Origin of the sequence: Candidatus Enterococcus huntleyi (genome assembly GCF_009933175.1) — a bacterium.
Lineage (GTDB): Bacteria > Bacillota > Bacilli > Lactobacillales > Enterococcaceae > Enterococcus_K > Enterococcus_K huntleyi.
Window position 1 is genome coordinate 166217 of sequence record NZ_MAEJ01000008.1, and the last position, 15408, is coordinate 181624.

10 protein-coding genes are annotated in these 15408 nt (G+C 39.4%); 5 read left to right on the forward strand and 5 right to left on the reverse strand.

Translation table 11 applies throughout. From position 1 onward, the window contains the following. Positions 1–24 precede the first annotated feature (24 nt). The gene (gene rpoB / locus BAU15_RS06185) at positions 25–3642 is read right to left on the reverse strand and encodes a DNA-directed RNA polymerase subunit beta (protein WP_161841862.1); all 3618 of its coding nucleotides are present in this window, start codon (positions 3640–3642) and stop codon (positions 25–27) included. 1150 nt (positions 3643–4792) lie between these two features. On the opposite strand from rpoB, the gene BAU15_RS06190 reads away from it, so the two are divergent. The 3 genes from BAU15_RS06190 (at position 4793) to BAU15_RS06200 (ending at position 7571) form a co-directional block, all read left to right on the forward strand. Then, positions 4793–5764 (forward strand): ABC transporter substrate-binding protein, encoded by a 972-nt coding sequence (locus BAU15_RS06190; protein ID WP_161841863.1) that lies wholly within the window; start codon positions 4793–4795, stop codon positions 5762–5764. Positions 5765–5862: 98 nt separating this feature from the next. Next, on the forward strand, positions 5863–6771 hold the full coding sequence (locus BAU15_RS06195) for an ABC transporter permease (protein ID WP_161841864.1): 909 nt from the start codon (positions 5863–5865) through the stop codon (positions 6769–6771). Next, positions 6768–7571: an ABC transporter ATP-binding protein gene (locus tag BAU15_RS06200; RefSeq protein WP_161841865.1), complete on the forward strand. Its 804-nt coding sequence runs from the start codon at positions 6768–6770 to the stop codon at positions 7569–7571. Before BAU15_RS06195 ends, BAU15_RS06200 begins: the two co-directional genes overlap by 4 nt. Positions 7572–8241: 670 nt before the next feature. Here the strand turns inward: BAU15_RS06200 and BAU15_RS06205 are convergent. Further along, complete coding sequence (locus BAU15_RS06205; protein ID WP_161841866.1) at positions 8242–8454, reverse strand: zinc ribbon domain-containing protein; 213 nt, start codon at positions 8452–8454, stop codon at positions 8242–8244. A 155-nt stretch (positions 8455–8609) separates the two neighbouring features. Between BAU15_RS06205 and BAU15_RS06210 the strand changes: the two genes are divergently transcribed. Next, positions 8610–9566, forward strand: a complete 957-nt coding sequence (locus BAU15_RS06210; protein ID WP_161841867.1) for a biotin--[acetyl-CoA-carboxylase] ligase — start codon at positions 8610–8612, stop codon at positions 9564–9566. A gap of 193 nt (positions 9567–9759) precedes the next feature. Here the strand turns inward: BAU15_RS06210 and menA are convergent, their stop codons facing one another. From menA to pplA, 3 genes are all read right to left on the reverse strand, one after another. Then, positions 9760–10716, reverse strand: a complete 957-nt coding sequence (gene menA, locus BAU15_RS06215; protein WP_161841868.1) for a 1,4-dihydroxy-2-naphthoate polyprenyltransferase — start codon at positions 10714–10716, stop codon at positions 9760–9762. 24 nt (positions 10717–10740) lie between these two features. Then, positions 10741–11826 (reverse strand): FAD:protein FMN transferase, encoded by a 1086-nt coding sequence (locus BAU15_RS06220; RefSeq protein WP_161841869.1) that lies wholly within the window; start codon positions 11824–11826, stop codon positions 10741–10743. 358 nt (positions 11827–12184) lie between these two features. Continuing rightward, positions 12185–13126, reverse strand: a complete 942-nt coding sequence (gene pplA / locus BAU15_RS06225) for an extracellular electron transfer flavoprotein PplA (protein WP_161841870.1) — start codon at positions 13124–13126, stop codon at positions 12185–12187. A gap of 256 nt (positions 13127–13382) precedes the next feature. Between pplA and BAU15_RS06230 the strand changes: the two genes are divergently transcribed. After that, positions 13383–15344 (forward strand): NAD(P)/FAD-dependent oxidoreductase, encoded by a 1962-nt coding sequence (locus tag BAU15_RS06230; protein WP_161841871.1) that lies wholly within the window; start codon positions 13383–13385, stop codon positions 15342–15344. The last annotated feature ends 64 nt before the right edge of the window (positions 15345–15408 follow it).

The window sequence follows — 15408 nt, forward strand, 5'->3', positions numbered from 1 at the left end:
TAAAGATACAGATATAAGACTGATTTAGTCTAATGTGTCCTCTGCCGTTTCAAATTTTTGAACAGCCGTTTCTTGTTCTTCTTGAAGTTTAGCAGCAGCTTGTTTCTCTAATTCTTTGGCATTTTGTTGTTCCGCAAATTTAGTTAATGCGTCAACAGTAATCAAATCATCATCATCGTCATCCATGTCACGAAGTTCAATTTCTTTTTCTTCGATATCTAGGACACGCATGTCTAATCCAAGTGATTGTAATTCTTTGACTAATACGCGGAATGATTCCGGTACGCCAGGTTTTGGAATTGGTTCGCCTTTGACGATTGCTTCGTATGTTTTCACACGACCGACTACGTCATCTGATTTGTACGTTAAGATTTCTTGTAAAGTATACGCAGCACCATAAGCTTCCAGTGCCCATACTTCCATTTCCCCAAAACGTTGTCCACCAAATTGAGCTTTACCACCCAATGGTTGTTGCGTTACTAATGAGTAAGGTCCAATTGAACGAGCATGTAATTTATCATCAACCATGTGGGCTAATTTGATCATATACATAACACCTACAGAGATACGACCATCAAATGGTTCCCCTGTACGGCCATCATAAAGGACTGTTTTCGCATCTCTAGCCATACCAGCTTCACGAACAGTTTCCCAGACATCTTCATCGGTCGCGCCATCGAAAACTGGTGTCGCAACGTGGATGCCTAACTGACGAGCAGCCATCCCTAAGTGTAATTCTAGTACTTGTCCGATATTCATACGTGATGGTACCCCTAGAGGATTCAACATGATATCGATTGGTGTACCGTCTGGTAAGAAAGGCATGTCCTCTTCCGGCATAATCCGAGAGACAACCCCTTTGTTTCCGTGACGTCCGGCCATTTTATCGCCTTCGTGAATTTTACGTTTTTGCACGATATAGACACGCACTAACATATTCACACCTGGTGATAATTCATCGCCAGCTTCACGAGTAAAGATTTTGACATCGTGCACGATTCCGCCACCACCGTGAGGAACACGTAGAGATGTATCACGTACTTCACGCGCTTTTTCACCGAAGATTGCATGTAATAAACGTTCTTCAGCAGAAAGTTCAGTCACACCTTTAGGCGTCACTTTACCGACTAATAGATCGCCATCTTTGACTTCAGCACCAATGCGGATAATCCCCATTTCATCTAAGTCTTTCAAGGCATCTTCACCGACGTTTGGAATTTCACGAGTAATTTCTTCAGGGCCTAATTTTGTATCACGAGCTTCTGATTCGTATTCTTCAATATGAATAGAAGTATAGACATCATCTTTCACAAGACGACGGCTCATGATAATCGCATCTTCATAGTTATACCCTTCCCAAGTCATGAAACCGACCAAGACGTTTTGGCCTAAAGCCATTTCGCCTTCTTCCATTGAAGGACCATCTGCTAAAGTATCGCCTACTTCAACTTTTTCACCTAAGTGAACGATTGGACGTTGGTTATAACTTGTTCCTGAGTTTGAACGACGGAATTTAGTTACTGAATATTTGTCTAGGGCACCATTGTCACGACGAACGCGGACTTCAGATGCATCAACAAATTCAACAACCCCATCATGCTTACATAATAATGCAGCTCCTGAGTCATGGGCTGATTTGTATTCCATACCAGTACCTACCCAAGGAGAACGTGGTTGAATCAACGGTACTGCCTGACGCTGCATGTTGGCACCCATCAAGGCACGGTTGGAGTCATCGTTTTCTAAGAACGGGATACAAGCGGTCGCGACTGCTACTACTTGTTTTGGAGAAACGTCCATATAATCGACTTTATCGATTGAGATTTCTAAGTTTTCACTTTGCGAACGAGCCATAACAACTTCTTCAGCAAAGCTACCGTCTTCATTTAATAATGAGTTCGCTTGCGCTACGATATAGTGATCTTCGATGTCAGCTGTTAAATAATCGATGGTATCTGTTACGCGACCTGTTTCACGGTCAACACGACGATACGGCGTTTCGATAAAGCCAAATTTGTTCACTTTGGCATAGCTAGACAAACTATTGATCAATCCGATATTCGGGCCTTCAGGCGTTTCAATCGGACACATACGACCATAATGCGAGTAATGTACATCTCGAACTTCATAACCAGCACGGTCACGTGTCAAACCACCAGGCCCTAAGGCTGATAGACGACGTTTATGCGTCAACTCACCCAATGGGTTCGTTTGATCCATGAACTGTGACAACTGAGAAGAACCAAAGAATTCTTTGATACTTGCGACAACTGGACGAATATTAATCAATTGTTGTGGTGTCAATGTTTCTGTATCTTGAATTGACATTCTTTCACGAACCACACGTTCCATACGAGCTAAACCGATACGGAATTGATTTTGTAAAAGCTCACCAACTGAACGGATACGACGATTACCTAAGTGATCGATATCATCCACATTGCCGATACCTTCCATTAAGTTTAAGAAATAACTCATAGAAGCTACAACGTCAGCCGGACGAACTGTGCGAATCGCTGATTCAGGATAGCCATTACCGATAACATTGACTTCACGTTCAGGATCTTTTGGTGAAAAGACTTTGACTACTTGAACAGTCATCGGCTCAGTCACAACCCCATCCTCTGAAGGATAGTAAGTTACTGAGTTTAAGCCATTATCGATATGCTCGCCTAAAGTTGCCATCACTTGATGCGTTAAAACTGTGCCTTTTTCGACAAGAATTTCGCCTGTTTCTGGATCAACTAAAGTTTCAGCTAAAGTTAAGTTTAAAAGACGTGTTTTTAAGTCTAATTTTTTATTAACTTTGTAACGACCAACATTTGCAAGGTCATAACGTTTTGGATCGAAGAAACGCGCATTCAGCAAGCTACGAGAGCTGTCTGCTGTTTTAGGTTCGCCTGGACGTAGACGTTCGTATACATCTTTCAAACCTTCTTCAGTACGTGAATCACTGGCATTTTTGTGTAAATCTTTTTCGATGGTGTTACGTAAGCTTTCGCTCTCACCAAAGATTTCAAAAATTGTATCATCTGAGCCAAATCCTAGCGCCCGAACTAATACAGTTAAAGGAATTTTACGCGTACGGTCAATGCGGACATAAGAGATATCTTTAGCATCTGTTTCCATTTCTAACCATGCACCACGGTTAGGGATGACAGTCGAACCAAAGCCTTCTTTACCGTTTTTATCAACTTTTCCATGGAAATAAACACCTGGAGAACGAACCAACTGAGAAACGATAACACGTTCTGCTCCGTTGATGATAAAGGTGCCCATCTCAGTCATTAGTGGGAAATCGCCGAAGAAAACTTCTTGAGACTTGATCTCGCCTGTTTCACGATTCGTTAAACGTAACGTCACGTGTAAAGGTGCTGAATAGTTCGCATCATGTGCACGAGCTTCTTCAACTGTGTACTTAGGTTCTTTTAATTCATAATCAACAAATTCTAATGATAAGTTTCCGTTAAAATCATCAATGGGTAAAATGTCTTCAAACATTTCTCTAAGTCCTTCATCAAGGAACCATTGATAAGAGTCTGTTTGAATTTCAATCAGGTTTGGTAATTCCAACACTTCACTGATTCGCGCGAAGCTTCTACGCTCACGGTGTTTTCCGTATTTTACTACGTGTCCAGCCAAGTTCTTCACTCCTCTAATAAGTCTTCAAAATGCTATCCGAGTCTTTTTGTTACAAATTAATTACAAATATTAAAATTGAGTAACAATAAGCATTTTTTGCGGCTTTTAGGCAAAAAAAAACCAAAAATAGAACGTTCTCTTGAAAAGTATTTTCTTGAGCTTCTACTTTTGTTTCCCTATTTAAACCGGAACGGACAATATTTCGTTCCTGCTTTGATTATCGTGTCAGATAGTTTTTGCAACTTCATATATTACACTCTTTCAGCTGAAAAGTCAACACCTTTTGAAGGATATTCTATAGTAGGTTTTCATTCTATTGGGTGAGTAGAAATCTTTTTTCAGTTGCATAGAGATCCTTTTCAAGTGTCATAAAACACCTTTGTTCACTCACTTGTGGCTAGACGACATTTTTCGAGGTGAAAATCAGTATTGGAATGACCGATTTTAAGGAAGAATCCACTAGGCAAGGGATTGCCAGTTCTACTTGCCTAGTTTCAGAGTAGCAGAATGGTATGCGTAGGCCGATATAGAGGAAATGGGACATTTTTCTTCCGTACCTGGCCCTAGCCAATGTATCAAGCTGTTCTCTTAAAATGCCTAAAACCGCCACGGCTAGCCACAAGTCGCCGATTTTGAGTTTCTAGCTAAATACTATAGAAAGCTGAAGACAGAGTTAATTGCGAATTGCGACTGACTTTAGAAAATTGTCAGCAGGATACAACGAATAAAAAATAAATTCAAGCCAAATGCTTTGATAATTCGCCTTGTCAAAGGACGATGGTTATTTTATTTAACAAAAAACAACGAATATTCTGAAAATTCACAAACTTTTCATTGACAACTCATTTAATTTTCATTTATACTAAGAACAATTCAATTGTTGGAGGGGTTCTTATGACTCATTTAGATACTACACAACTGAATAATCTTTACTTTAGCTATTTTAGATAAGTTTGTATTCATCATTGTGGATACAAACAGACAACGTAAGTTTGTATCTATAATGGCTAGAGAATTTGCATCTGCAAAAAAAGCCACGTAGACAATACTAAGTGGTGAGCAGAGAACGATTGTTTTCGACCTTTTCAATCCATTTAGGCATATTGTCTGAATGGATTTTTTATTTTCAGAAAATTAGGAGGAATTTGGGATGAAAAAGAAAGTATTAGCAGGATTAGGAATTATTTCATTATTAGTATTAGGAGCATGTGGCTCAGGAAAAGAGCAAGCAGCTGAAACCGATGGCAGTAAAACGATTGGTGTTTTACAGTTAGTCAAACACGGTTCGTTGGATGCTTCTTATGAAGGATTTAAAGAAGGCTTAGCTGAAAATGGCTACAAAGAGGGCGATAATTTAACGATTAATTACCAAAACGCGCAAAATAATCAAGATAACTTGAAGAGTATGAGTGAAAAATTAGTCAAAGAAAAACCAAATTTACTGTTGGCGATTGCGACACCGGCCGCTCAATCTTTATTAAATGAAACGACAGAAATTCCGATTGCCGTAACAGCGGTGACTGATTTAGCCGATGCAAAATTAGTTAAATCAAACGAAGAACCTGGTGGAAATGTGACGGGAACAACCGATATGGTGCCTATCGACAAACAAATCCAGTTACTATTAAGCATCGTTCCTGAGGCGAAAACCATCGGAATTATGTACAACAACGGTGAAACAAATTCGAAAATCCAAGCTGATTTAGCTGAAAAAGCTTTGAAAAAAGCTGGCGTAGCCGTGAAAGTCTTGACTGCTAATTCAACAAATGACGTACAACAGGTAACAATCAGTTTAGCCAAAGACGTTGACGGTATCTACGTACCCACTGACAACACCTTCGCCAGTGCTGCACCTGTGATTGGCGAAGTCGCAAAAGAAACTAAAACGCCTGTCGTTGCCGGATCTGTTGAACAAATTGATGACGGCGGTCTAGCAACCTTCGGAATTGACTACCATTTACTAGGCAAACAAACTGGCGCAATGGCTGCTAAAATTTTAGATGGCAAAGCTGAGCCTGCTTCATTACCTGTTGAGTCTGCGAATGAATACAAATTAATCGTCAACAAAGAAATGGCTGAAGCTCTAGGAATTGATCCTGATAGCATCAAAGCGCCTGAATAATTTTTCTCTGTATATAGCAGAGTGCACCAAGAGTAGTGGGGTTCAGCGACCCACTCTTTGACCCCACTATTTTCTATTTGAAAGGAAGAGACACTTTTATGAGTAATTTATTAACAATTTTCATCTCATCGACCTCCCAAGGACTGTTGTGGTCGTTATTAGCCATCGGTGTATTTCTCACGTACCGTATTCTAGACATTGCCGATTTGACGACGGAGGGTAGTTTTCCGCTGGGTGCGGGGATTGCCGCAATCAGTATCACGCAAGGTTTATCCCCTATTTTAGCCAGTCTGCTAGGATTTTTAGGTGGCGTAGTAGCTGGGCTTGTTTCCGGAATTCTTCATACCAAATTAAAAATTCCTGCGCTATTGGCTGGAATTATCACGATGACTGGTTTATATTCGATTACCAGCCGCGTCATGAATGCACCCAACCTAACTTTGATTGGTCAAGACACCTTTTTCTCTTGGTTAACTCCTCTAGGTTTAACGAAAACCAACACGGTCATCATCGCCGGTGCGTTGGTGGTTCTAGTCGTGATTATTCTCCTAGTGCTCTTCTTCAGAACGGAGTTGGGTCTGGCCATTCGTTCCACTGGGGATAATTTAGAAATGAGTGAAGCCAACGGAATCAATACCGATAATATGAAAATGATTGGTTATATGATTTCAAATGGCTGTATTTCTTTGGCCGGTGCCCTGCTGGCGCAAAATAATGGTTATGCTGATGTCAACTCGGGGATTGGTACAATCGTGATTGGCCTGGCTTCGATTATCATCGCCGAAGTGCTGTTCCGCAACAAACCGTTACCGATTCGTTTAGCGACTATTGTTTTAGGTGCCATTATTTATCGTTTTATTCTTGCTTTGGTCTTCGAGCTAAACATTCCATCCGATTACTCAAAACTAGCTTCCGCACTGGTACTGGTCGTTTGTCTATCTTTACCGCAAATTCGTAGCAAGCTATCAACAAAGCGTCCAATGACTAAAGGAGGGACTGGAAAATGACTGCCGTTTTAACGATTGAAAACTTACATCAAATTTTTGAAGCCAATACCGTTAATGAAAATCACGTCTTAAAAGGCATTGATTTGACGATTGAAGCCGGTGAATTTGTGACTATTATCGGTGGAAATGGCGCCGGTAAATCGACTTTGTTAAACAGTATCGCTGGCACCATCCCAACAACCACAGGCAAGATTTGCCTACATGGGAACGATATCACGAAGAAATCAGTGACCAAGCGTTCAAAAGATATTAGCCGAGTCTTCCAGGATCCACGAATGGGGACTGCCGTGCGTTTAACCGTTGAGGAAAATTTAGCGTTAGCTATGTTACGCGGCCAAAAACGCGGCTTTCGTAGCGGTGTGCAAAAGAAAGACCGTGCCTTCTTTAAAGAACAACTAGCTCATTTAAACCTCGGATTAGAAAATCGCTTGCAGGCAGAAATCGGCTTACTATCAGGCGGCCAACGACAAGCTATCACCTTACTGATGGCAACGTTGCAACGACCTGAACTAATTCTCTTAGATGAACACACTGCGGCGCTCGATCCGAAGACTTCCTTAACTGTGATGTCTCTGACAGAAAAATTAATTACTGAGCAAAAACTAACTGCCTTCATGGTGACCCACGACATGGAAGATGCGATTCGTTACGGCAATCGCCTGATCATGCTCCATCAAGGACAAATTGTCGTCGACATCGCCGGCGCCGAAAAAAATGAATTAACCGTACCTCAGTTAATGGAACTCTTCCATAAAAACAGTGGCGCAGAATTAAAAGATGATCAACTATTATTAGTCTAAAAAATAGAAGCCAACGTAAAATAAACAAATTCGTTTATTTTTACGTTGGCTTTTTTTTGTCCCATTATTTAACGCTAGAATAAGTTCAATCCTTGTTATTTTCTCTTTCGATAGTCTTACTTTACAAAACGTTTCTTAACTTATGTAATAACTGATTCTTAAATCGGAGAAATGGAAAATATTAAGTATACTTAATATTTTGCCAATTTAGCTTTTGAAGAATTTTGACGCGTAATAGGAAGGTTATTCCAAAAATTTGGTATACTTAAATTTTTCGGGTCTAATTTGGGACTTTCAATTTATTATTTCTCAAAAAATACAAAAGGCACGTTTTCCTCAAAAATTATAAGAAAATTTATGAGACAATGTTTTTACTTTTCTTTCAGTAGATAATCTAGATTTTTTAATTCAAACCTCACTTCAAATGTGTTATATATTCCAGCAACTAGAATGGACATCTCCCATTTTCTCTATCGTCCCTTCCTACGCATACCCTTCCACTAATTTACTTAAATTAGGAGAACTGACCCTATTAAAAAAGCATAAATAAATACCCCCATACCAGACTTTTTATATCGCATTGTCCAGTATAGGGGTAACCTATCAATTTGTAGAAGCTTACTAATAACAGATATCAGACCGAGTGAAGCTTGGCTAGTCTCCTTAAAAATTAACCACCCATCAAGAAGTCTAAAACATTCCAACCATCACTTGTTTGGCTTTGATACAATTCAGTAAAGCCACATTGTTTACAGCTCACTGTGATAAATTTCTTGTTTTGAACATCAAAGATTTTGGCGAAATTCCCACCTGTTGCCTGAAACTGATCAGACACATAATGCATACAGCCACACTTTTCACAGACATATTGTTTTTTATCCATTTTTCATCGCTCCTCTTTCAGCTAGTTCTGCTTTGTTTATACTTTTATTATACTAAATTTCAGCAGAAAATAATCCGCCTAAAGATGTATTCTTTGCTGATTAATCCGGTTAATTTTGCTACACTAAAGATAATAACTGAAATGAGGAGCAACCAATGTCTACGAAAATGCGTGTCTTAGCTCTATTAAAAAATACATCGGCCGCTTTAAGTGGCGAAAAAATTGCCCAAGAATTAGGCGTCTCTCGGACTGCTATTTGGAAAGCTATCAAAGAGCTGGAAAAAAGTGGCTATCAATTTGAACATCAAGCGATTGGTTATCGTTATCTGCCTTCTGATGTTCTCTCAAAAGAAGACATCACCCAACAACTACCGGAAATGGCAGTCGAAGTTTCTCCAACTTCCGATTCAACGATGAAAGTCGCCAAACATGCCGCTATCGACGGTCAAATCGGACCCAAACTCTTTGTCGCCGATATGCAAGAACAGCCAAAAGGCCGTTTCGGTCGGCCCTTTTATGCAGAAAAAGGCCGCGGTATCTATATGAGTCTCTTATTAAGTCCAAATCGTTCTTTTGAAGAGCTCCCACAATACACGGTCCTAGCAGCTGTCGCCGTCTCCGAAGCCATCGACTCTTTAGTCGGCGTCACAACCGAAATCAAATGGGTCAACGATATCTATCTCAATGGCAAGAAAATTTGTGGCATTCTTTCCGAGGCAATTAGCGATATGGAAAGTGGTAACATCGCTCATATTATTATTGGGATTGGCTTGAATTTTTCGCTACCACAAGAAAATTTTCCGGCTGAGCTACAAGAGAAAGCTTCTTCCCTCTTCCCTAACGGTCAAGCAACACTCACTCGAAATGAATTAATCACCAAAATTTGGCAACGTTTCTTCTATCACTTGGATCATTTAGACACCAGCGATTACTTAGCAATCTATCGCGAGAAATCCTTTGTCTTAGGAAAAACGGTCACCTTCGTTCAAAAAAATCAGACCCACACTGGCATCGCCACCTCAATAACTGAGCTAGGTGAGCTGGTCGTCCAAGTCGGATCAGAGCCATTCGTGCTCTCCTCTGGTGAAATCAGTCTGAAAGAGATTAAATAAACTCCTTTTCAAAATTTATTTACGCAAAAGTGATTTCCCTAGATGGCAAGCGATCAAATCATGATTATCGAAGGATTATAAACCAGAAAAACGGTACCCTATTATCAACTAATTGGGTACCGTTTCTCTCTTATTCTATTCTAAATTTTTCTACTCATCCGCTGTACTTGTCTTACGAACTATCTCAGATAATTTAAGCTAGCTTCTGCCAGATAAACGTGAAGACTAGTCCCAATACATAGCTGCCATTAAACAGAACCATATTCTTAATTGCATAACCAAAGCTACTAGGTTGAGGTAAGACTTCCTTGTACTCAGTCAGATTCTTATGGATTTTCGGTAAAGTCAAGAAAGTAATCAGTATTGGCCATTCATACAAGCCAACTAATAGCCCGATTAACATAATCAAATAACAGCCATACATCAAGCCTTGAAATAAGACGATTCCTTGCGGCCGCCCGATATAATAGACTAAGGTGTATCGACGATTTTCAATATCGCGATCCAAGTCACGTAGATTATTAGCTAGCATGATATTGGCAATCGTAAAAATTAACGGTAAAGAAGCGACGAAAACAGCCAAAACTGCCCAAATGCTACCCTCTAAAGCAAACAAACCTGATCCAAAATCAACATCCAGATAAAAGATTTGTTTATTTGCCGTATTCAAGTAGACCGTCATAGCAAAGATGCCTAACCCCATCGTCACGCCACTAAAAATTTCCCCCAGTGGCATTCTCGATAACGGTACCGGACCAAACGTGTAGAAAATCCCAATGAAACAGCACACGCCTCCCATTATCAGTAACAGCCAACCAGTAAAATAAGTCAGCAATAACCCCAGACATAACACGAAGAATATCATGCCTAAAATCATATTACGAACCAATGTTGGCGAAATTTTTTCACGGCCAATCACATTTTCTTCGTATTTATAGACATCCGAGTGGGCTTTTTGATAATCCATATAATTATTAATCGCCGTCGTTGCTAAATCAAAAATAAGCATGCCAATAAAAAATAGAACCGTATACCCCCAATGAACTTGCTTAAAATAAGTCATTGAAAAAAGCAATCCGATAATAAATGGAAAGACACTGGCCACCTTTGTTCGTATTTCAACAACCTCTAAAAACACCTTGACTGACATTTTCTCCCCCACTTTTCTGACCCTTTATTTCAATTCACTACGGTCGCCCATGGTATAATCTGAATCCTCATCTAATTTAAACTCATCTTTAATGGCATCCGTCACATAAACTTTGCCTTCTTTAGTCACAAAAATAGCATTGGTGCCTTTATCGGTTTCTTTTTCGATATAATCCAGACCCGCTTTGACCCCTTTATCGAAAATAACCGTCGTTAAACCATCGCCATCAATTGATTTATCGGTAATAACTGTCACACTTGCCACGTCATTTTCATACGGATAGCCCGTTTTTGAATCAAAAATATGATGGTATTTCTTGCCATCCACTTCTAAATAACGTTCATAAATCCCTGAAGTTACCAATGTCTTATTGGTTTCTTTGATACTCCCCAAAACTGAACCTCTAGCAGAATTCGGATCTTGAATCCCAACATTCCACGGTTCATCTGTGCCCCGAGGACTATGACCTAAGACGTAAACATTCCCACCTAAATCAATAATTGCCGTCGTCACACCTTGTTTCTTCAAAACTTTAACTACTTCATCCGTGATATATCCTTTAGCAATCGCACCCAAATCGATAATCATGCCTTTTTCTTCCAGATAAACAGTCTGATTTTTATCATCAAACTTCACTTTATGGTAGTCAATATGTTTCAAACCTTCATCGATTTCAGACTGCTCAGGCTTTCTAGCATCATCAAAGCCAATCCGCCACAATTGCGTAATCGCCCCAATTGTCATGTTAAAACCAGCATTTGATTCTTCACTGTAGTCATAGGCTTGCTTTAATAAACCATACATATCATCCGTCACTTTGACCGGCTTAATTCCAGCCTGGGCATTAATTTCATCAATCTCTGAGCCTTTTTGGTTGATGGTAATTTTATCGCCCAACTCTTTAACTCGCTTGAACGCTGGCTCTAGTGCACTTTCCTTGCCATCATCGTAGACACGAATGCGGACATAAGTCCCTAATAAGAACTGCTCCTCTGAATAAGGATCGCTATTAATTTTCGGTGCCTCTGCTTTTTTATCTTGACTACATGCGGCCAACAAAAACACAGCTACAGCAGCGAATAACAAATAAATTGCTTGTTTTTTCTTCATAATTTCCCTCTTTTCAAAAGTAAATCCATACAACTTCTATATAATAGCGCGTTTTTAGCTCCTTGAAAAGCACTTCACTTGCCATCATAATTGTTTTTTCACAAACTTAGCTCTTTTCTAATTTTTAGTCTTTTTTTCTAAAGCTCCTTAGACCCAACAAGACTTCACAAAGTTTTCTTACTAAAATAATGAGCAAAACCAACTATCCCTTCATCGGAACCATAAACTATTGACCTAAAAATCAGGCAAACAGCCTCAGAATTATCGAAGCTTGATAGGCTCAATAATGGCAAAAAAAATCTGCGACAAACCGAAGTTTTGCCACAGATTTTTAAAATTTCATCAATCAGATAATTGATTATTCAGTTACAATGTTATCTACTTCAATTGCAGTAGTGTCGCCTTTTTCAGCAGCATTTACTAATTGTTCAGCGTAGATAATGAATGAATGTGAGCTGTGAGTCGCACCAGTTACAACTTCAATGTTCGCTGGAGAAGGTTCTTCACCATTCATTGCTTTAACAAAGTTGTCGTTTAATTCTGGAATGAATTTTTCTGGGCTGTTGCCAGCTTTTTCATCCATCATTTTGTTGTAGTCAGCATCTTCTTGTTTTGATTTGCCGTCTTTGTTGATGTTGTCGTATTCAGATTTAGTTACTTTTCCGCCTTCAACAGTCATCACAAATTTAGCACGGTAATCGTTTGAGTAGTTCTTTTCTTCTAATGTATACGTACCATCTTTCAATTCCGCACCATTGTCGATTTCGATTGTTTCAGTGTTGCCAGCTTGAGCTGCTTGAATTAATTGTTGTGCATAGTTTTGGAATGATTCAAATGAATGAGTCGCACCAGTTACAACTTCAATGTTTGCTGGGCTTTGTGCCGCTTCTAACGCTTCGTTGAATTTAGGAATAAATTCTTCTGGGTTCGTACCAGCTTTTGATTTCATCATGTCATTGTAGTCAGCATCTTCTTGTTTAGATTTGCCGTCTTTGTTGATGTTATCATATTCAGATTTCGTGATTTTACCATCTTTTACAGTGATGCTAAATACAGCACGGTAATCATTTGAATAATTTTTTTCTTCTAATTTATAGGTACCATCTTGTAGAGGTCCACCAGCAACAACTTTTGCTTCTGAAGATTCTGCTGTAGCAGAGCTATCTGAACTTACTGCAGAAGATGCAGCAGTTGATTCGCTAGATGAATCACTCTTCTTGTCATCTGAGCTACATGCGCCTAAAACTAATACAGATAATGCCAACATAGCGAAGCCTGTCACAAATTTTCTTGATTTCATTACTTTTTTCCACCTTTTCCTTTGTTTTTCACAAAAATGGTTTGTGATACACTATACATTTTAGTCATTCTATTTAAGAAGTCAATCATTTATGATAAAAATTTCACAAATTTTGCGGTTTTCTGAGTAAGAATTAATAATTGCCTATTTTTCGTTAAAAAACGAGCGTAACGATTAGACAAATCCCCTTAACCTCTATATAATGTAATAGATTGTGTATTAATTATCTATTTTATTATTAAGGAGCGGATTTTCAATGACAAAGCAAAATATTGTCGTTGTAGGTGCAGGGTATGCCGGCGTTTCAGCTACGAAATTCTTGGCAAAGAAACTGAAAAAAAACAGTGATGTTCAAATTACCTTAATTGATCGTCACTCTTATCACACTATGATGACTGAATTACATGAGATTGCAGGTGGACGTGTTGAGCCGACTGCTATCCAGTATGATTTACAGCACTTATTCTCACGTCAGAAAAACGTGAATCTTGTTACGGACACTGTGATTGGCATAGATAAAGAGAACAAAGTCGTGAACACGAAGAATGGTCAGTATCCATTTGATCACGTAATTTTAGGTATGGGTGGCGAACCGAACGACTTCGGTACACCTGGCGTCAAAGAGAATGGCTTCACATTATGGTCATTCGAAGATGCACTGAAAATTCGCGAGCACATCGAAGAAACAGTTGCTAAGGCAGCGATTGAACCTGATGCAGAAGTTCGCAAAGCGATGTTGACTTTCGTTGTCTGTGGTTCAGGATTTACTGGTATCGAAATGATCGGTGAACTAATCGATTGGAAAGATCGTTTAGCAAAAGACAACAAATTAGATCCTAGCGAATTCACTTTAATGGTCGTTGAAGCTGTGCCAACAATTCTAAACATGTTGACTCGTAACGACGCTGCTAAAGCAGAACGTTACTTGAAACAAAAGAATGTTACTTTATTAGTAAATTCACCAATCGTTGAAGTGGCTCCTGATCACATCAAATTAAAAGATGGTTCAACTGTTCCAACTCATACATTGATTTGGACTGCCGGAGTTAAAGCAACTTCTGATGCAGCTGACTTCGGATTAGAAGCAGCTCGTGGTCAACGTTTAGTTGCTAATGAATACATGCAAGCTAAAGGGTATGAAGACAAAAACATTTATGTTATCGGTGACTTAGTGTATTACGAAGAAACACCTAATACACCAACACCACAAATCGTTCAAGCCGCTGAGCAAACAGCTCATACAGCTGCAGCGAATATTGTTTCTTCTATTAAAGGAGGAGACAAACACAAATTTAAGAGTAACTATCAAGGTTTCATGGTTTCTATCGGCTCTAAATGGGGCGTAGCGAACTTATTTGATAAAATTCATTTAAGTGGTTTCTTAGCTATCGTGATGAAACACATTGTTAACTTGAAATATTTCTTTGATATTCGTTCTGGTTACTATATGTTCCAATATATCATGCATGAATTCTTCCATATTAAAGACGACCGGAATGTTGCCCGAGGCCATTCTTCTCGTTACGGAAATGTTCTATGGAGTGTGCCATTACGCGTCTTCTACGGACTTGTTTGGCTCGTTGAATCTGGTAAGAAAATTATTGGTGAAGGTGAATTATTCAAGCCAAGTACATGGTTTGGTGATGGCTCTTGGTTCAAAGGCGACAGCGTCTTCCCTTGGACTTGGGAATATAATGTAGCTGATGCTGCATCTGGTGCTTCTGAAGCAGCTTCGACTGCGACTGATGCTGCTAGTGCTGCGTCTGGTGCCGCTGATGCTGCTACTTCTGGAGCTGGTGAAGCTGTTGCTCAAACAGCCCACTTCGGTTTAAGCTATGCTTATGGCGAACAACCAATGGTCGTGATTGAAAAATCACCAGATTGGTTCACCAAAGTTATGCAATTCATTATGCCAAATAATGATGTTGCTATGTTCTTCCAAAAATTCATGGTTTTCTTTGAAATTGCTTTAGCTTTAGCTTTAATTGCTGGTTTGTTCACTTGGTTATCAAGTGCAACAACAATTGTCTTGGTCATCACTTTCTGTATGTCTGGTATGTTCTATTGGGTAAACATTTGGTTCATCTTTGTGGCCTTTGCTCTAATGAACGGTTCTGGACGCGCGGTTGGTTTAGACCGTTGGGTAATCCCATGGATTCAACGTACTCTAGGTAAATGGTGGTACGGGACGACCAAATCTCTTTACGGACAAAAATAACCTTTCAATCAAGGAAAGTTCTAGGTGAACCCTAGGACTTTCTTTTCTTCTTATGATAAAATTA